This is a genomic window from Streptomyces camelliae (assembly GCF_027625935.1).
GTDB classification, from domain to species: Bacteria; Actinomycetota; Actinomycetes; order Streptomycetales; family Streptomycetaceae; genus Streptomyces; species Streptomyces camelliae.
Genome location: NZ_CP115300.1, coordinates 2,077,207 through 2,096,317 on the forward strand (window position 1 = coordinate 2,077,207; position 19,111 = coordinate 2,096,317).

Sequence of the window (19,111 nt, forward strand, 5' to 3'; positions counted from 1 at the left end):
CCTCCCGTTCTCCACACGACTGACCGCGGCAGCCGACGGCCACCGCGAGGAGCAGGTCCCACCCTAGAGGGGCTCGCTCTGCGGCACCACGGAATTTCCCCCGCGAGGGCGAGCCGTCGGGCACCCCCGGTCATGAAGCGCCGCTGTGACCGGCTCGGCCACGGCCTGGAAACAGCGAAGACATGTGTCAGAGTGGAGGGGCGAGACGATGTCGTCCGGGGACGGAGGAGACAGGAGAGGGCGGCCTGTCATGTCCATATATTTCGATCCCCACAGTTCGGCCATGGCCCGCTCCGTCCCCGTCGACCGGCGGAGCGAGGAGTACACGGACCTCTTCGGGCAGGCCCCGGTGATCTTCGCTGCGCTCAGTGGCCCGAACCACCTGCTGGAAGCAGCGAACTCGGCATTTTTCGAGGCCTTGGGGTGCGACCGCGGGCGCGTCGGCGAGCCGGTCGGAGAGGTGATTCCGGAATTGGCTCCGCAGGGCGTCCTCGACCGGCTCGACGAGGTCTACCGCACCGGCCTCGCATACCAGGCCCGGGACGGGCGGCTGATGCTGGGCGAGCCGGGCAGGCAGCGGGAGGGGTTCTTCGACTTCACCTACGAGCCCCGTCGGGACGAGGCCGGCCGCATCGACGGGGTCGTGGTGATCGCGGTCGAGACCACCGCGTACCACGACGCGCATCTCCTGGCCTCGGAGCAGCGCGTGTTGCTGGAGCAGATCGCACGCGACGCCCCTCTCGCCGAGATCCTGGACGGCATGGCCACGGCGATCGAGGAGTTCTCCCCGGACATGATCGTCTCGGTGCTGCTCGTCGATCCCGACGGACAGCGCCTGCGGCACGGCACCGCACCCCGCCTGCCCGGCTTCTACAACGAGGCGATCGACGGGACACCCATCGCCGATGGTGCCGGCTCGTGCGGCACGGCCGCCTTCCGGCACGAACCGGTGATCGTCACGGACATCGCCACCGATCCCCTGTGGAAGGACTACCGCGACCTGGCCCTGCGGGCCGGGGTCGCGGCGTGCTGGTCCACGCCGATCCAGGACGCGGACGGCCGCCTGCTGGGCACCTTCGCGATGTACCACCGCACCCCGAAGGCTCCCGCGGACAGGGATGTGACGCTCAGCGTTGCGTTCGCGCGCATAGCCGCGCTGGCCATCGAACGCCACCGTGCGGTGGAGGCGAGGCGCGTCGCCCAGGAGCGTGAGACGGCGGTCCGTGAGGATCTGGCCTTCCTGCTGGAAGCGAGCACCGCCATCACGAGCGAGACACACTATGCGGAGAGCCTGCAGTGCCTGGCCAGGCTGACCGTTCCGGCCCTGGCCCCGCTGTGTGCCGTCCATGTGGTCGAGCGCGGCCGGACCCGCCGCATCGCCGTCGCCGCCTCGACCCGGGAGGGGGAACAGCTCCTCTCCTCCCCCGCGCTGTGCGACGACGTGGACGCCGCCGTCGCCCGCGTGCTGGCCTCCGGCGCCATCGAGACGGCCCACACGGGCAGCCCCTGCGCGCAGTTCGGCGTCACGGGTTACGTGTGCGTGCCGCTGGCCACCCGGGGCCGTACCTTCGGCACGCTGACTCTCCTGGCCACCTCCCTGACTCTGGACGGCCACACGATCGCCCTGGCCCAGGAGCTGGCCCGCCGGGCCGCTTCGAGTGCCGACAACGCCCACCAGTTCACCGACCGCGTCCGGCTGGCCCACGATCTGCAGGCAGGCCTGCTGCCTCCCGAGTTGCCCAGGATTCCCGGCGCGACCTTGGCCGCCTCGTACCGTCCGGCCGGTGAAGGACTCGACGTCGGCGGTGACTTCTACGATGTCTTCCCACTGTCCGGCGACCGCTGGGCGTTCATGATCGGCGATGTGTCGGGGCGCGGCGCGCTGGCGGCCACCACCACCGCAATGGTCCGCCACACCGCACGCGCCGCCGCCCGCCTCCTGAACAACCCGGCGGCAGTGGTCGCCGCCATCAACGACGCGTTGACGGCAGGCACCGTCGAAGAGGACCAGTTCGTGTCACTCGTTTACGGCGAACTGCGGCACTCCGCGTCCCACCTCGCGCTCAACGTGATTCGAGCAGGCCACGTACCGCCCCTCGTGCGCCGAGCCGACGGCACGGTCGAAGAACTCACGCAACCGGGACTCCTGTTGGGCATCCGTCCCGACCCCGGCTTCTGCCCGTGCGACATCGACCTGCGTCCCGGCGACAGTCTGGTCCTGGTCACCGACGGCATCACCGAGGCTCGTTCCGCCGAGGGCGAATTCTTCGGCGAGGACCGCTTGGCCGACGCGCTCGTCGCCGACCGGACCGTGACGCCCACCGCCGCCACCCTCATCGAGTCGCTCACCGCCGCAGTCACCACGTTCGCAGGCAATGCCGCCCTCGACGACCGGGCCGCACTGGTTGTCACCGCCACCTGATGGTCACGATGGCGCAGCAGCCATTGCTGCGCTCACAGCGCGCGGCAGGCAGGAAGGCCGGCCGGAGACCGCGGAGGTGGAGTGGATGAACTTCCGCCCTGGATGCGCGCACACTCGGCCCACCGATTTTCCGACAGGGTCACAGGTACCGGGACCGCTGCCGCTGCCCGGCGTCGGCGCGCACAGCACGAGGGCCGGCTCCCGCTCGGCCTGCCGGCACCCGGCCGTCTGTGCCGCCGTACACAACTGCCGGCACGCGACCGGGGAACGGCGGCCGGCGAACCGGATGCGGACCGCGACGAGGTCCAGCCTGCCCACTGTGCTTTCCCCGCTCGGCGGCCCCAAGGATCAGCGCTTCTTGGTCTTCTTCTTTTGCGGCGGGGTCCAGTCGCCTCGGTGCAACTGGCAACGGGAGTAGCCGATCATCGCCGGGTTCTGGCATCGTTTGCCGGTCTTGGTCTTGGTCGACCCGCACTTGACCTGCTTACCCATGTGTCCTCCCCTGTCCGGTCTAAGGTGGCCCCCTCGAAGCCATCGTCACCGGGCAGAGGAGCTCATCGCTCTACTTGCAGCCGCATTCGGCTGATTCACTCCCCTGCATGCCTGAATCATGACATTTGCATCACCGAGTTGATCACTGTGCGTACGTGGATCTCGTTGATCACAGGTCGTCGGTGTCATCCGCTGTGTCGAGGCTGATCCCCGGATCCTCGGCGCTCGACTCGTCGTCCAGGATCGGCTTGCCCATCACGTCCGAGATGCTGCGGAGCAGCGCCGCTCTACGGGCGGCGAAGAATCCGTCGAAGTCGTCGATGGCCATGAGTTCCGGCTGGGCCAGGTGGGAGCGAATGCGTTCGGCGACGCTTTCGTGAGGGGTCTGCGCGGTCTTGACCAGACGACCCAGGTAGTCGGAGGGAGCTGCCCCTCCGATTATTCGGTTGGTGCGGGCGGTCAGCGGTGTCTTGTTGATGATCGAGTTGTAGTCGACGGGGGCGTATCCGGCTTTCTCGCACCATGTCTTGGGGAAGATGTGGTGGATGTCGATGGACTCGTCGAAATACCAGGATCGCGGCAAGCGGTATCAGCTGTGTACCGTAAGGCAGGAACTTCGTATCGAAGAGAAACTGCTGGTGCAGGAACTTGGCCGCCGCCTTGAACCCGTCGATGACGGACGGCGAGAAGCGTACGTAGTCCTCCAAGGCGAGGGCGAGCATGTCCTTGCGCTTGCACCCGATGCGCGGCAGTCGCTCCTCTTCCGTCCCGCGTTCGGCCTCGCGCCTGCGCCGTTCGGCCGTGGGTGACCCTTCGCAATGCGGCCGGTTCGACCGGGCCGTAGGCCGCGCCCGGCCGCGATTCCAGGACACGTCGGAGCACATTCATGTGCCACTCAACCGGCCGCGCAGGCAACCCCGTTGAGCGTGAAGCCGTTCGGTTCCCGGTTCGCGTCCCGCCAGGAGGCGAGGAAGCCGAAGGAGAGGGTGCCGTGGGCGGTGACGGACTTGTTGTAGTCGGCGGCGGTGGCGGTGACGCGGGAGCCGTCCTGGTGGACGGTGGCGTCCCACATCTGGCCGACCTGCTGGCCGTCGTGGAACGCCCAGGACACGTTCCAGTCGGTGAGGGGCCGGTCGGTGGTGACGGTGACCATGGCCTGGAAGCCGCCGGGCCACTGGTTGACGAGGTCGTAGACGACCCGGCAGGCGGTGGCGGAGGTACTGCCGTCGCCGGGCTGGGGTGCGGCCGTGGAGGTGCTGCCCTGCGGTTCGGGATCGGGCTTCGTGCCGCCGGGGCCGGCCGTCGTACCGGTCGCCGAGGGCGTCGCGGACGGGGTGCCGGCGGTGGTGGCCGACGGGGAGCCCGGCCGGCCGGCGGAGCGGGCGACGCTGGGGTCGGCGACCGGCTGCCGGTCGTCGCGGGCGGCCGCCGCGTCGTCGCCGGAGCCGCCGAACGGCATCATCGACACGCCGAGCGCCAGCGCGGAGAGCAGCACGGCAGCGGCCAGCAGGCCGCCACGGAGCATCCGGCTGCGTCCGCCGCCTTCCTCGGGGTCGCCGCTGTCCGGGTCGGCGCCGGGCCGGCCCGCGCCGAGGCGGACCTCCGCGGCCCGCCGGCGGCGCTCCAGGTAGGCGAGGCCGCCCCAGCCGATCACCCCGCCGGCCAGCGCGGCGGGCAGTCCGCCGCCGTGCAGGCGCAGGCAGGCGGCGGCCTCGGCGCAGCGCACACAGGTGGCGAGATGCCGGGAGAGGTCCTCGGGGGTGTCGGCGGCCGGCGAGCGGGTGACGGCGTCCAGCAGGCGGGCGTAGGAGCGGCACTGCGCGTCCATCGGGGTGTCGAGATGGGCGCGGTGGCAGCGGTCCCGGAACAGGGTGCGGACCTGGTCGAGTTCGTCGCCGACGGTGGCCGGGTCCAGGCCCAGCCGGCGGGCCACCACGGGCAGCGGCAGCGCCTCCACCTCGGCCAGCCACAGCAGCGAGGCGTCGGCCTCCTGCATGTCCCTGAGGCCGCGCAGCGCGATCGGGCGCTCCAGCGGCGGGCCCGAGAACCGGGCCGCCTTGCCGGAGTTGAGCCACAGCCGCAGATCGGGGTCGAGCTTGTGCCCCCGGCCGTCGGCCTCCCAGCCGGCGGCCGTGTCGCGTACGGCGGTGAGCAGCGCCGGGATGGCCGGCAGCCGTGCGGTACGCCGGCGGGCGCCGCGCACATGGGTGCTCTCGGCGGCACGGACCTCGCGCACGCCGAGGGTGAAGGCCTCGTTCGCCAGTTGATGGGCCGTCAGGGATCCGGCGGTGCACAGGTCCGCGTAACTGAGCACCGCGTCCCAGCCCTCCGAGAACAGCGCGGCCTCGGTGGGGTCCTGGGGGGTCGGCAGGTCGGGCATGGGACTCCTGCATCCACGAGCGAGGTCAACTCTCCATACGGGAAAGGGAGTTACCGGGAACCTCGCGGCAGGGCACCGAGCTTTTCACGACCTTGACACAACTGACAAGCGGCCTGTTCACATCCGGTGACGCAAGGTGGCGGGACGGATGCGTGTCGCGACGAACCCCCGACTCCGTCCTCCGATACGGACGCCGGCGCCGTTTCGCTCACCGTCCCGCCGACCGAATGCGTCACACGGGTCACACCTCGGCGGGCGCCTGTTCCTGTTCCGGTTCGGCGGCGGGCAGGCTGTCCATGAAGGAGCTGACCGAGAAGACCGCGCGGCCGGGTCCGGGCGGGCCGTAGCCGGGCGGGGAGGACAGGCCGAAGTCGTCCATCGTCTGCCGGTAGGCCTGGAGCAGCCGGATGTGGTACTCCAGCGGCGCGCCCTGCGGATTGGCCTTGCCGAGCGGGGTGGTGGGCTCCGGGCACCAGGTGGTGAAGCGGGGCGTGATGCCGTGTGACATGAAGAAGCGCAGGCCCTCGGTGGTCGACGCGATCGCCTCGTCGACGGTGGTGAAGCCGAAGGGCTCGGCCATCTCCACGCCCGCCACGAAGTTCGGGATCACATTGCGCGCGCCGAACACCTCGGCCGAGTCCAGGATCCGCCGGTGCCATTCGTCGCGGCCGACGTAGCGCTCCTTGCCGGGGCAGTACAGCTCGAACAGCCGGCGGTCCCACACCTCGAAGTTGGGGTGGTAGATCTGCACGCCGTAGTCCTTGAACCGCTGCACGTCCGCCCTGGGCAGCGCCTGCGCCACGACCTTGCCGATCCAGCGGCCCGGGAAGCGCTCCTCGATGGCCTTGGCGTAGTGGCCGTAGAAGTCTGCCTCGTCGCGTCCGGCGACCGTCTTCGTGATCGCGCCGCCGGTCAGCGTGTAGGCGGTGGAGGCCTTCTGGGTGTCGTACCGGTCGATGATCTCCAGCGCCTCCAGGACCTCCTCCACGTCCTTGACACCGGTGTACGGCCGCCCGGCCGCCTTGTGCTGGCGCCAGTTGTGGTTGATGTCGCAGTACTGGCACTCCTCCTTGGCGCCGAAGTACTGGCAGACCCGGAAGACGGTGAGGTAGATCAGATAGCCCCACTGGATGGTCGGGGCCACCTCCATCACGGACTTCCCGTTGGAGAGGGTGTGCCGGTAGTACTCCGGCATGGGCGGCACCCCGACGTCCGCGATCCGCTTGCCGTCGAGGTAGAGCCCGAGCACCCCTTCGTCGTCGGCGGCGACCCGGTACGGCGAGGCCGGGTTCACCCGCACGGAGACGACCGTGCGGCGCAGGTCGTACGGGCCGCCGGTGAGGATGATCTCCTCCGGCGGGCGCCGCAGGGCCGCCTCACCGAGTTCGGGCAGGGTGCCGTGGTCGAACGAGAAGATGAAGTACGACTTCGGCTTGACCTCGCCGCTCTCGTTGTCGCTGAGCGCGGACGGGTCGAAGGCGACGCCGCCGCGGAGCAGGTCCTCCTTGAAGACGGCTTCCCGTGGCACGTGCGGGAAGCGCTCCATCAGATCCTCGACCAGCGCGGTACGACTGCCCATCCGTCTGTCTCCTCCCGGTTCAGGCATACGTGTCTCACCGTATGCCCCCGCCCGCGGCTCAGCCGTGCCGGGTCCCCGCACGGCGCGCGATGTGTTCCGGTACGGCGATGCCGGGCGGCAGTGCCGGGTCGGGCTCCGGGGTGCCCCAGACCGGGGTCAGCGGCAGCACGCCAGCCCACAGCCCGAGCGCCGCGTCAGGTCCGTCGCCGTCCTCCGGGGCACCGGTGCGGATCTTGACGGAGGCCTCCTCCAGGGAGAGCGCGAGGAGGGTGGTGGCCGCGAGTTCCTTGCGGCTGGGGCTGCGGGCGTACGACCACTGGCCGGGCGCGGAGTGCTCGGTGAGCAGGCGCAGGCCCGCCAGCTTCTCCTCGGCGTCGGTGACCTTGCGGGCGGTGCCGTGGATCATGGCGCTGCGGTAGTTGACGCCGTGCTCGAAGACGGACCGGGCGAGCACCAGCCCGTCGACGTGCGTGACGGTCACGCACACCGGGGTGTCCCCGGCCAGGCTGCGGCTGGCCACGGACCCGTGCAGATACAGCCACCGCTCGTCCCGCCCGTACACGGTCGGCACGACGACCGGCCGGCCCTCGACCACCACCCCCAGATGACAGACGAACCCTGCGTCGAGGACCGCCTCCAGCTCCGCCCGCTCCAGGCTGCCCTGCTCGCGCAGCCGGCGATGCCGGGTACGGTCGGTGACGGGCAGCCGGGCGGGAAGCGGTTCCTGAGTCATGGAGCAGAAGGTACCGATATCGCATCCAGCGAGCCAGCGATTATGCGGATACGTCAATCAGAGTCCGTTCTGACTACGAAATCCGCATCACGCCTCCCGGTCGGGCCGCGCCGGATGAGAGGGTCGGCGCACACGCACTCTCCGGGAGGGACGCACAGCATGACAGGCACGACCGAGACCGCCGGGACGGTCACCAACTGGGCGCGCACCATCACCTACCAGGCGCGGGAGTTCCACCGGCCGCGGACGGCGGACGCGCTCGCGGCGCTGGTGGCGGGCAGCGCGCGGATCCGGGTGCTGGGCAGCGGACACTCCTTCAACCGGATCGCCGACCCCGGCCCGGACGGAGTCCTGGTGTCGACCGTGGGCCTGCCACCGGAGACCGAGATCGACACGGCGGCCCGTACCGTCCGCGTGTCGGGCGGTGTCCGCTACGCCGAACTGGCCCACGCCGTCCACGCGCACGGTCTCGCCCTGCCCAACATGGCGTCCCTGCCGCACATCTCGGTGGCCGGCTCGGTGGCGACCGGCACCCATGGCTCGGGCGTCGCCAACGGACCGCTCGCCGCGGCCGTACGGGAGGTGGAGCTGATCGTCGCCGACGGCTCGACGGTGACCATCGGCCGGGACGACTCCCGCTTCGCCGGCGCCGTGACCTCGCTGGGCGCGCTGGGCGTCGTCACCGCGCTCACCCTCGACCTGGAGCCGGCGTACGAGGTGGAGCAGCGCGTCTTCACCGAACTCCCGCTGGAGGGGCTGGACTTCGCCGCTGTGGCCGCCGCCGGGTACAGCGTGAGCCTGTTCACCGACTGGCGCGAGCCCGGCTTCCGGCAGGTGTGGGTCAAGCGCCGCACCGACCAGCCGGCCGTCAGCTTCCCCTGGGCGGCTCCCGCGACCGAGCCGATGCACCCGGTGCCGGGCATGCCCGCGACCTACTGCACCGAACAGCTGGGGGTGCCGGGACCGTGGCACGAGCGGCTGCCGCACTTCCGGGCGGAGTTCACGCCGAGCAACGGGGAGGAAATCCAGTCGGAGTACCTGCTGCCGCGGTCGGCAGCGGTCGACGCGCTGGATGCAATCGACGGTATTCGGTCGCCAGTCGCCGGTGTATTGCAGACATGCGAGGTGCGTACGATCGCCGCCGACCCGCAGTGGCTCAGCCCGGCCCACGGGCGGGACTCGGTGGCGCTGCACTTCACGTGGGTGCGGGACGAGGCGGCCGTCCTGCCGGTGGTCCGCCGGCTGGAGGCGGTGCTGGCTCCGTTCGATCCGCGTCCGCACTGGGGGAAGGTCTACGAGATCCCGTCGACGGTCGTCCGTGGACTGTATGCACACCTCGCCGACTTCCGGGCCCTGGCCCGCTCCCTGGATCCGGCCGGAAAGTTCACCAACGCCTTCGTACAGGATCTCCTGGACGACTGAGGACGCACTCGCCCCGCCTCGGCCGAGGACGCACGCCCTCGCCTCACCGAGGCCCGGCGGCGTCCGCTCGCCCGGCGGCGCCGAGGAGGCGGAACAGGCTGATGCGCGGGGCGGCCCGTGCGGGGGGCGGACAGCCGGCCCGCGGCCTGCTCCTCGCTCGCGGCATGGCCGAGTCCGATGGTCGACGCGACCAGCCAGTCGACGGGGAGCCGGTCGTCGAACTCCCCGGACAGCCGACCGCGTCCGATCACCCGTCCGATCCTTCAGGGCCCGCGCGTCCCCTAGCCGAAGTGCTCACTCACGCACGCCGGAACATGCTCATCCGCAGTCAGCGGGCAACGGTTCCCGGCCCGGGCTGCCGGCCCGGATCCGGCGGACTTTCTCCAGCCCCTTTCCTAACCCCTTGTCGAAAGTCCCTCCCAGCCCATAACCTGACGCCCGCGCCGGTGCCGATGCCGCTCCGGCCTGGTCTGGACGGGATGGGAGGAGCCGCCGCGTGAAGCGCACATCGCGTGACATCCGCACCGCGAACCGCTACGAGGTGCTGCGCCAGATCATCGCCGAGTCTCCCACCTCCCGGCAGGAGCTGGCGGCCGCCACCGGTCTGAGCCTGGCCACGGTCGCCACGCTGGTCGGCGAGTTGCTGGACCTCCGCATGATCACCGAGGTCGGGTTCGAGGACTCGGCCGGCGGCCGGCCCCGGGGCCTGGTGGCCGTCAACGCGTCGGGGGGCGCGCTGATCGGCGTGGACATCGCGGAGACGTACGTCCATGTCGAGCTGTTCGACCTGGGGCTCAACGTGCTGGCCCGCGCCGACGAGGACATGCGGCCCGGCGAGAGCCGCCCGGAGCAGGTGGTCGGCCAGGTCGCCGCCGCTGTCGGCTCCGTGGTGGCGCAGGCCGGGGTCGAGGCGGCCCGGGTGCTCGGGGTCGGAGTGAGCGTGCCGGGCCAGGTGGACCGGGACAGCGGCGTCGCCGAGTACGCGCCCAACTGGGACTGGCACGACGTGCCGTTCCTCGATCTGCTCGCCGAACACATCGCGTACCCCCTCTACCTGGACAATCCGCTGCGCGCCTGCGCGGTGGCGGAGCTGTGGTTCGGGGCCGCGCGGGGCCGCGGGGACGCCGTGGTCGTCAATCTGGGCACGGGCGTCGGTGCCGGTCTGGCCCTCGGTGGCGGACTGCACCGGGGCGTGAGCAACAGCGCCGGCGAATGGGGCCACACCACACTCGTGCTGGACGGGCGGCTGTGCCACTGCGGCAACCACGGCTGCGTCGAGACGTACGTCGGCGCACCCGGCATCATGCAGAATCTGCGCGAACTGAGCCCGCGCTCCCCGCTGTTGCACCCCGAGGACCAGACGGCGACCATCGAGGCGCTGGCCGGCGCGCTCGCCTCGGGTGATCCGGTGGCGCTCAAGGTGGTCCGGGACACCGCCCGCTACCTCGGCGCCGGGATCTCCGATCTGATCAACCTGCTCAACCCCGAACTGGTCGTACTCAGCAGCTGGGTCGCCGCCCGGCTGGGCGAGCCGCTGCTCGACGAGGTCCGCCAGGCCGTCGCCCGGCACACGCTGCGCCGGCCGCTCGCGGCCACCGAGATCGTCCTCTCCCCGATCCCCACCGACCCGGTGTCCCTCGGCGCGGCCACGTTCGCGCTGGAAGGGGCGCTGCAGTCCGTCGGGCAGAGGCAGGGCGCCCACAAAGGCCCCGCCAAGGGCCCCGCCAAGGGCCCCACCAAGGTCGCGCCCAAAGGCACCACCCAGCGCACCACCACCCTCGCCAGGAGCCGTACCGCACCGCCTTCGTGACGACGGAAGGGATGCACGTGTCTCACCCCCGTAAGAGATCCCTGCTGCTCGCAGCCTCGGCCGCGCTGGCCGCCGGCGCTGCCCTCCTCACCTCCCCGCCCGCGAGCGCCACCACCGCCCCGGCCGCCGAGGTCTCCCCGCACGCCGCCCAGACCATCGACGACATCGGCGCGTCCGGCGCCTGGTGGGTCAACGACCTCCAGCACTTCGACCCGAAGGTGCAGGCGAAGGTCGCCCGACTCCTCTTCTCCGAGCAGGGGTTGGACCTCAGCTCGTACCGCTACAACATCGGTGGCGGCGGCACCGCGGTCACCACCCCGGCCCGCGCCGCCGAGGACTTCCTCAAGCCCGACGGCTCCTACGACTGGAGCAAGGACAAGGGCGGCCGGACGTTCCTGAAGTACGCCGCGCAGTACGGCGTGAAGGACCTGATCGGCTTCGTCAACAGCGCGCCCGCGCGGTGGACCACCAACGGCAAGAGCTGCGGCGGGCAGTTGAAGCCGGAGAACGAGACCGACTTCGCGAAGTACGTCGCGGACGTCACCGGCCACTTCGCGCGGCAGGGCGTACGGCTGGACTACATCAGCCCGTTCAACGAACCGGACAACAGCTTCGCCGACTGCGGCCAGGAGGGCATGCCGGTCCCGGTCGACCAGCGCGACGACATCGTGCGCGCACTCGGCGCCGAGCAGCGGGCCCGGCACCAGAAGACATCGATCATCGCGGACGAGTCCAGCAAGACCACACAGTTCACCAGCGAGGTCCCGCAGTGGATCGCCCAGCCGGGCACCGCGAGTTACGTCGCCAAGCTCGCGCATCACACGTACAACAACCCCGACGACGGCCAGCTCGGCAATGTGTACGAGACGTCGAAGTCGGTCGGCAAGACGTCCTGGGCCACCGAGATCTGCTGCTTCGGCAAGGGCACCACGGGCTGGAACCAGGAGTACGACCCCACGATCGACAACGCGCTGCTGATGTCGCGCATCATCTACAAGGACTTCGCGAGCTCCCACGACTCGGCGTTCCAGTGGTGGGTGGCGCTCGCGAGCGGCTACGGCACCAGCCCGACCGCGAAGAACGACCAGGGCTGGAACGACGGCCTGATCTACTACGACCCCGACTACGCGACGAACGGCAACCAGACGCTGTACTTCACCAAGCGGTACTACGCGCTGGGCCAGTACAGCAAGTTCGTCCGGCCGGGCTCGGTCGCGCACAACGTGACCGGGGCGCCGGCCGGCGTGGAGGTGTCGTCGTACGACCGGAACGGCCGGTGGGTGGTCGTGGTGAACAACCACAACACCTCCGACACACCCCTGAACCTGCACTTCAACAGCAAGACGCCGGTGCGGGCGACGCAGGCGGTGCGGACCTCGGCGGACGAGGACTGGGCGAAGGTCGCGAAACCCTCGGTCAGCGGCGGCACCGTGTCCACCACGCTCGCCGCCCGCTCGATCACGACGTACGTCTTCGACCAGACGGGGCACGGCAGTTCGGCGATCACCGGCGCCCTGGCCGGCAAGCAGTCCGGCAAGTGCCTGACCGCCGGCGCCTCGGGGGCCGCGATCGCCTCGTGCACGGGCGCGGCGGACCAGTCCTGGTCGTACGACGCGCAGGGCACTCTGAAGGGCGCGGGCGGCTATCTGACGGCCGGGAGTTCGGGCCTGACGGCGAGTGCCACGGCCACCGGTGACGGGACCCAGCGCTGGCTGCTGAACGGCAACGGGCAGATCGTGAACGAGGCGTCGGGCAAGTGCCTCGACGTCAGCGGGCAGGCGACGGCCGACGGCAGCGAGGTCATCCTCTACAGCTGCAACGGCGGCGCCAACGAGGCGTGGGCCAGGCAGTAGTCCCCGCTCCCCCGAGAGCCCCCGCAGCCCCGCTCCCCTGACCGAGGGCCGCCGGCCACACCCCTGACCCGGCGGCCCTCATCTCCCTTGCCCCGGCGCCCTGTTCGTGATTCCGAACCGAATACAACGCTTCGTACAGACTTCGTCCAACCCCTTGCCGAAGCCTTAGCCGAAGGTTAACGTCCCCGTCCGCACCCTCTCTTTCACGCCACTCGGCCATCCGGCCACCGGGCGCGGAACCAAGCCGCAGAGCCGTAGAGCCGTAAAGCCGCCAGAGCCGTTAGAGCCGCACTCCACAGACAAGGACGTCAGCATGTCGGCACAGAGCAACACCAGCTGGAACCGCCGTTCGATACTCCGGGCCGCCGCCGGTCTGGCCGTCGCCGCCCCGCTCGCCGCGTGCGGCAGCAACAACGGCCGCGGGGGCGGATCGGGTTCGGGCAAGCAGCTCGTCCAGTACTTCCACGCGTACGGCGAGGCCGGTGTGGAGCAGGCCGTCAAGCGGTACGCGAAGGCGTACACCAAGGCCAACGTGTCCACGCAGTGGATCACCGGCAGCAACTTCGAGAACAAGCTCTTTCCGGCCCTGCTCACGAAGCAGGCGCCCGACGTCTTCGAGTTCCACCCGCAGATCCAGCTCATCAAGAGCGGTCAGGTGGCCGACCTGACCGACATCATCGACCCGGTCAAGGACGACTTCAACCCGGCCGACATCAAGTCGCACACGGTCGACGGGAAGATATACGGCGTCCGCATGATCGACGACCCGCAGTTCTTCTTCTACCGCAAGTCGATGCTGGAGAAGGCGAACGTCGCCGTACCGACGACCCTCGACGAGCTGATCGAGGCCGCGGCCAAGCTCACCACCAGCAAGGTCAAGGGCCTCTTCCTCGGCAACGACCTGACCGCGATCCAGAACAACCTCATCTGGTCGGCCGGCGCCGACACCCTCGACGAGAAGAACCAGATCGCCTACCACACCGACGGCGTCATCGAGGGCCTCACCAAGCTCCGCAAGCTGTTCACCAGCGGCAATCTGCTGCTGGACGCGCCGGCCGACTTCTGGGACCCCTCCGCGCTCAACCAGGGCCTGTGCGCCATCCAGTGGGGCGGCATGTGGGGGATGCCCGCCACCCAAGCGGCGCTCGGCGACGACTTCGGCGTCTTCCCCTTCCCGAAGATCGGTTCCAGCGGCAAGCAGTCCGTCTACAACGGCGGCTGGTCGATGTTCGTCAACGCCAAGGGCGACAACGTCGAGGCGGCCAAGGAGTACGTGAAGTGGCTGTGGATCGACCAGAAGCAGTACCAGGAGGACTTCGCCACCTCCTACGGCTTCCACATTCCGCCGCGCGCCTCGATCGCCGCGCAGGCCACCAAGCTCAAGTCCGGTGCGGCCGCTGACGGCGTCAAGCTGTTCAACACCTACGGACACTTCGACAACATCGGCTGGACCCAGGCCATGATCACGGCGTTCAACGACGTCATCGCCAACACCGTCCGCAAGAACGGCGACCCGAAGTCCGCGCTCGACACGTGTGACACGAAGGTCAACCGCGAGCTCAAGAAGCTGTTCGGATAGGCCGGCGGACGGACTGCGACATGTCGACCACGACCGCCCGGGACCTCACGAGCCCCGCCCCGGCCAAGGCCTCCCAGGCCAGGCCGCGGCGGGGCCTGCGGGGCAACGCCACACTCAACTTCTGGCTCTTCACAGGCCCGTTCCTCATCGGCCTGGTGATCTTCGTCTTCGTGCCGATCGGCTGGAGCCTCTGGCTCAGCTTCTTCGACGCCCGGTTCACCGTCACGCCGAGCAACTTCATCGGTTTCGACAACTACAAGACGGTCCTTTCCGACCCCAACTTCACCGGTTCGCTGGTGACGTTCACCGTGTTCGCCGCGTTCATCGTCCCGACGACCTGGGCCCTCTCGCTGGGCCTGGCGCTGCTCGTGCACCGCCTCACGTTCATGCGGGCGTTCTTCCGGTCCGTGTTCTTCCTGCCGACCGCATGCAGCTACGTGGCCGCCTCGCTCATCTGGAAGATGTCCATCTTCAACGGTGTCCGCTTCGGTCTGGCCAACACCGTCCTCGGCTGGTTCGGTGTCGACCAAGTGGCCTGGCTCGCCGATCCCAGCCCGCCCTGGTACTGGCTGGTCATCGTGACGCTGCGCCTGTGGCTGCAGGCCGGTTTCTACATGATCCTGTTCCTGGCGGCGCTCCAGAACATCCCGTCGGAGCTGTACGAAGCCGCCGCCATCGACGGCGCCAAGCCGGGCTGGCAGACCTTCCGGTACATCACGCTGCCGCAGCTGCGGGCCACGTCCACCGCGGTGATCCTGCTGCTGCTCGTCGCGGCCTACCAGGCCTTCGACGAGTTCTTCAACCTGATGGGCAAGGCCACGTGGGGCCAGCCGCCCCTCGTGATCCTCTACAAGACGGCCATCGGCGTGAACCAGGACTACGGCCAGGGCAGCGCGGGCGCGGTCATCCTGACCCTGCTGATCTGCATCGTGACTCTGTTCCAGGGCAAAATCATGGGCTTCGGAAGGGGTGAGGAGTCCAAGTGACCACCAGCACACCTCCGGTCGACAGGCCGCGCCGTGCCAGGCGCGGGAGCGTCATCGGCAATGCCGGTCTCTACATCGCCGTCGGGATCGCCGCCCTGCTCTTCCTGCTCCCCTTCTATCTGATCGTCCGCAACTCCCTCATGCAGGACCCGGAGATCACCGGTGAGAACTGGAAGTGGTTCCCCAGCCACATCCAGTGGGGCAACATCACCGAGCCGTTCCACGACGCCAGCGTCGACTTCGGCCGCTCGCTGATCAATTCCGCGATCGTCGCCGTCCTGACGACGGCCGGCACCCTGCTGGTGTGCTCGCTGGCCGCCTACGGCCTGGCCCGCATCCCGTACAAGCACGCCAACAAGGTGTTCTACGCCGTCCTCGCCACCCTGATGGTCCCCACGGCCGTCACCTTCGTGCCGAGCTTCGTGCTGGTGTCGTCACTCGGCTGGGTGGACTCCTACCGCGGTCTCATCATCCCGGGCCTGTTCAGTGGTTTCACCTGTTTCCTGTTCCGGCAGTACTTCCTCGGGTTCCCCAAAGAGCTGGAGGAGGCGGCGCGCGTGGACGGGCTCGGCTACTGGGGTGCGTACTGGCGTGTCGTCGTACCGAACTCGCTGAACTTCTTCACGGCGATGGCCACGATCACCTTCATCAGCGGCTGGAACTCCTTCCTGTGGCCGCTGGTCATCGGCCAGGACCCCAGCTCCTGGACCGTCCAGGTCGCCCTGTCTTCGTACATGACCAATCAGACCGTCAATTACCACCTGATCTTCATGGCCACCGCCATCTCGATCCTGCCTTTGGTGTTCGTGTTCCTCTTCCTCCAGCGCTGGCTGGTGCAGGGGATCGCGCAGACCGGTATCAAGGGCTGAGCTAGGAGACCGATGTCTTTCCGCACCACCACAGAAACCGCCTACGTCGAGGACGTCTCCCCGGGCTCCGGCGCGCTGCCGCCCCGCGCCTGGTACGCGTCCTCCGACGCCCGGACCCTGTCCCTGAACGGCAGCTGGCGCTTCCGGCTGGCGCAGACGGCCGACGCCGAGGACGACTCCTTCGCCGCCGAGGGGTACGACGCCGGTGACTGGGCGGAGGTCTCGGTCCCCGGCCACTGGGTCCTCCAGGGCCACGGCTCCCCGATCTACACCAACCACCTCTACCCGTTCCCGGTCGACCCGCCGCATGTGCCGACCGAGAACCCGACCGGCGACCACCTGCGGGTCTTCGACCTGCCGGCCGACTGGCCGGACCTCGCCGAGGGCGACGCCAGCTTGCGCTTCGACGGGGTGGAGTCGTGCGCGCGGGTGTGGCTGAACGGCACCGAGATCGGCGAGTTCAAGGGCTCGCGGCTGCCGCACGAGTTCGCCGTCGGCCATCTGCTGAAGACCGCGGACAATGTACTGGCGGTCCGTGTCCACCAGTGGTCGGCCGGCTCCTACCTGGAGGACCAGGACCAGTGGTGGCTGCCGGGCGTCTTCCGTGACGTCACTCTGCTGCACCGTCCGGCCGGCGCCGCCGCCGACTTCTTCGTGCACGCCTCCTACGACCACCTCGCCGGCACCGGCACCCTGAAGGTCGACTCCGATGTGGACGGCCGGGTCACCGTCGCCGAGCTGGGCATCGACATCGCGACCGGCGAGAGCGTGACCGTGCCGGTCGAGCCCTGGTCGGCGGAGGTGCCCCGGCTGTACACGGGCGAGCTGGTCACCGAGGGCGAGCGGGTGCCGCTGCGCATCGGTTTCCGCACCGTCGAGCTGTCGGACGGTCTGATCAAGGTCAACGGCAGGCCGGTCCTGTTCAAGGGCGTCAACCGGCACGAGTGGCACCCGGAGAAGGGCCGGGCGCTGGACCTGGAGACGATGCGCGAGGACGTGCTGCTGATGAAGCGGCACAACGTCAACGCCGTCCGCACCTCCCACTACCCGCCCCACCCGGCCTTCCTCGACCTGTGCGACGAGCTGGGCCTGTGGGTGATCGACGAGTGCGACCTGGAGACCCACGGCTTCACCGAGCAGGGCTGGCGGGACAACCCCGTCGACGACGACCGCTGGACCCCGGCGCTGCTGGACCGCGCCTCCCGCATGGTCGAGCGGGACAAGAACCACCCCTCGATCGTCATCTGGTCCCTCGGCAACGAGGCCGGCACCGGACGCGGCCTCACCGCGATGGCCGAGTGGATCACGGGCCGGGACTCCTCCCGCCTGCTCCACTACGAGGGCGACATCGACTGCCGTGACACCGACATGTACTCCCGGATGTACGCCTCCCACGCCGAGGTCGAGAGAATCGGCCAGGACCTGGACGGCGGCACCCACAAGCGGCGCGGGCTCCCCTTCATCCTGTGCGAGTACGCCCACGCCATGGGCAACGGCCCCGGCGGCCTCGCCGACTACCAGCGGCTGTTCGAGTCGTACGACCGGCTCCAGGGCGCCTTCGTCTGGGAGTGGATCGACCACGGCATCACGCACCCGGAGCTGGGCTACGCCTACGGCGGCGACTTCGGTGAGGAGCTGCACGACGGCAACTTCGTCTGCGACGGCCTGCTCTTCCCGGACCGGCGGCCCTCCCCCGGGCTGGTCGAGTACAAGAAGGTGATCGAACCGGTCGGCATCGACGCCACCGCCGGCGACGGCATGGTCCGGATCACCAACAAGCAGGACTTCGCCGGTCTGTCGGCGCTCGCGTTCTCCTGGTCGTACGACGTCGAGGGCGAGCCAGTGGAGTCCGGCACCCTTGCGGTGCCCGCGCTGGCGCCCGGCGAGTCCGCCGACGTCAAGCTGCCCGCACCGCCGGCCGCGGCCCCGGCCGGGGAGGCCCACTGGACGGTCCGTGCGGTGCTCGCGGCCGACACCCCGTGGGCGCCGAAGGACCACGTCGTGGCCTGGGGCCAGGTCCAGGCGGCGCAGCGTCAGGTGCCGTCGGCCGCGCCGACGGCTCGCCCGGTGCCCGGCGACGGGGTGATCACCCTCGGCCCCGGCACCTTCGACGCCCGCACCGGTGCCCTGACCGCGATCGGCGACGTACCGGTCACCGGTCTGCGCCTGGACGTGTGGCGGGCCACCACCGACAACGACGACGGCGCCGCCTGGCAGGACGACACCCGCTACGGCCTGCTGTGGCGCACCCTCGGCCTGCACCGGATGCGGCACCGGCTGGACGCGGTGGAGGCCGGCGAGAATGCGCTGACGGTCCGCACCCGGGTGGCACCGGCCGCCCGGGAGGTGGGACTGTCGACGGTATATCGCTGGACGTCTGACGGAGACAGTCTGCGGTTGACCGTATGCACCACCCCGGAAGGTGAGTGGACCGTGCCGCTGCCCCGGCTCGGCATCCGCTTCGGACTGTCCGCGGCCGACCGCGTGCGGTGGTTCGGCGGGGGTCCCGGGGAGGCGTACGCAGACACCAGGATGGCGTCTGCAGTCGGCCGTTGGCAGTCGACAGTAGACGATATGCAGACGCCGTACGTCCGTCCGCAGGAGAACGGCGCCCGGATCGACGTCCGCTGGGCGGAGCTGGGCGGGCTGCGCATCGAGGGCGACCCGGTGTTCTCCCTCACCGCCCGCCGCTGGACCACCGAGCAGCTGGACGCGGCCACGCACCGCACGGATCTCACGCCCGGCGACACCGTGTGGGTGAACCTGGACCACGGCCAGCACGGCATCGGCTCCCAGTCCTGCGGTCCGGGCCCGCTGCCCCCGTATCACCTGCGGGCCGAGCCGGCGGAGTTCTCCTTCGTGTTCTCCACCGTCCAGGATCCGCGATCGAGTTGACGGGCGCTTCCTGACGCCCACCGCGGCCGGCCGGCCCTCCCCCCGGCCGGCCGCGGCCATGTCACCGCCGACGACGTCTTGACGAGAAGGG

The 19,111-nt window shown here is 69.9% G+C and carries 13 protein-coding genes; 8 read left to right on the forward strand and 5 right to left on the reverse strand.

Annotated elements, in window-relative coordinates; genetic code table 11:
• Positions 1 to 283: 283 nt before the first annotated feature.
• Positions 284 to 2,422 carry a SpoIIE family protein phosphatase gene (locus tag O1G22_RS09425; RefSeq protein ID WP_270080921.1) on the forward strand — a complete coding sequence of 713 codons (2,139 nt, stop codon included), beginning with the start codon at positions 284 to 286 and terminating at the stop codon, positions 2,420 to 2,422.
• 348 nt (positions 2,423 to 2,770) lie between these two features.
• Here the strand turns inward: O1G22_RS09425 and O1G22_RS09430 are convergent, their stop codons facing one another.
• The 5 genes from O1G22_RS09430 to O1G22_RS09450 form a co-directional block, all read right to left on the reverse strand.
• Positions 2,771 to 2,914 carry a hypothetical protein gene (locus O1G22_RS09430; protein WP_270080922.1) on the reverse strand — a complete coding sequence of 48 codons (144 nt, stop codon included), beginning with the start codon at positions 2,912 to 2,914 and terminating at the stop codon, positions 2,771 to 2,773.
• Positions 2,915 to 3,083: 169 nt separating this feature from the next.
• Positions 3,084 to 3,497 (reverse strand): hypothetical protein, encoded by a 414-nt coding sequence (locus tag O1G22_RS09435; RefSeq protein WP_428986338.1) that lies wholly within the window; start codon positions 3,495 to 3,497, stop codon positions 3,084 to 3,086.
• Positions 3,498 to 3,809: 312 nt separating this feature from the next.
• The gene (locus O1G22_RS09440; RefSeq protein ID WP_270080923.1) at positions 3,810 to 5,294 is read right to left on the reverse strand and encodes a cellulose-binding domain-containing protein; all 1,485 of its coding nucleotides are present in this window, start codon (positions 5,292 to 5,294) and stop codon (positions 3,810 to 3,812) included.
• Between the two features lie 241 nt (positions 5,295 to 5,535).
• Positions 5,536 to 6,873: a radical SAM protein gene (locus O1G22_RS09445; protein ID WP_270080924.1), complete on the reverse strand. Its 1,338-nt coding sequence runs from the start codon at positions 6,871 to 6,873 to the stop codon at positions 5,536 to 5,538.
• Positions 6,874 to 6,931: 58 nt separating this feature from the next.
• Complete coding sequence (locus O1G22_RS09450; protein WP_270080925.1) at positions 6,932 to 7,606, reverse strand: pyridoxamine 5'-phosphate oxidase family protein; 675 nt, start codon at positions 7,604 to 7,606, stop codon at positions 6,932 to 6,934.
• A 159-nt stretch (positions 7,607 to 7,765) separates the two neighbouring features.
• Between O1G22_RS09450 and O1G22_RS09455 the strand changes: the two genes are divergently transcribed.
• From O1G22_RS09455 to O1G22_RS09485, 7 genes are all read left to right on the forward strand, one after another.
• Complete coding sequence (locus tag O1G22_RS09455; protein WP_270080926.1) at positions 7,766 to 9,028, forward strand: FAD-binding protein; 1,263 nt, start codon at positions 7,766 to 7,768, stop codon at positions 9,026 to 9,028.
• Positions 9,029 to 9,524: 496 nt separating this feature from the next.
• Entirely contained in the window at positions 9,525 to 10,838 is a 1,314-nt protein-coding gene (locus tag O1G22_RS09460) for an ROK family transcriptional regulator (RefSeq protein ID WP_270080927.1), read from the forward strand.
• Between the two features lie 11 nt (positions 10,839 to 10,849).
• Complete coding sequence (locus tag O1G22_RS09465; RefSeq protein ID WP_270080928.1) at positions 10,850 to 12,691, forward strand: glycoside hydrolase; 1,842 nt, start codon at positions 10,850 to 10,852, stop codon at positions 12,689 to 12,691.
• 313 nt (positions 12,692 to 13,004) lie between these two features.
• The gene (locus O1G22_RS09470; protein ID WP_270080929.1) at positions 13,005 to 14,270 is read left to right on the forward strand and encodes an ABC transporter substrate-binding protein; all 1,266 of its coding nucleotides are present in this window, start codon (positions 13,005 to 13,007) and stop codon (positions 14,268 to 14,270) included.
• A gap of 20 nt (positions 14,271 to 14,290) precedes the next feature.
• Positions 14,291 to 15,256 carry a carbohydrate ABC transporter permease gene (locus tag O1G22_RS09475; RefSeq protein WP_270080930.1) on the forward strand — a complete coding sequence of 322 codons (966 nt, stop codon included), beginning with the start codon at positions 14,291 to 14,293 and terminating at the stop codon, positions 15,254 to 15,256.
• Positions 15,253 to 16,125 (forward strand): carbohydrate ABC transporter permease, encoded by an 873-nt coding sequence (locus O1G22_RS09480; RefSeq protein ID WP_270080931.1) that lies wholly within the window; start codon positions 15,253 to 15,255, stop codon positions 16,123 to 16,125. Before O1G22_RS09475 ends, O1G22_RS09480 begins: the two co-directional genes overlap by 4 nt.
• A 12-nt stretch (positions 16,126 to 16,137) precedes the next feature.
• Positions 16,138 to 19,020 (forward strand): glycoside hydrolase family 2 TIM barrel-domain containing protein, encoded by a 2,883-nt coding sequence (locus O1G22_RS09485; RefSeq protein ID WP_270080932.1) that lies wholly within the window; start codon positions 16,138 to 16,140, stop codon positions 19,018 to 19,020.
• The last annotated feature ends 91 nt before the right edge of the window (positions 19,021 to 19,111 follow it).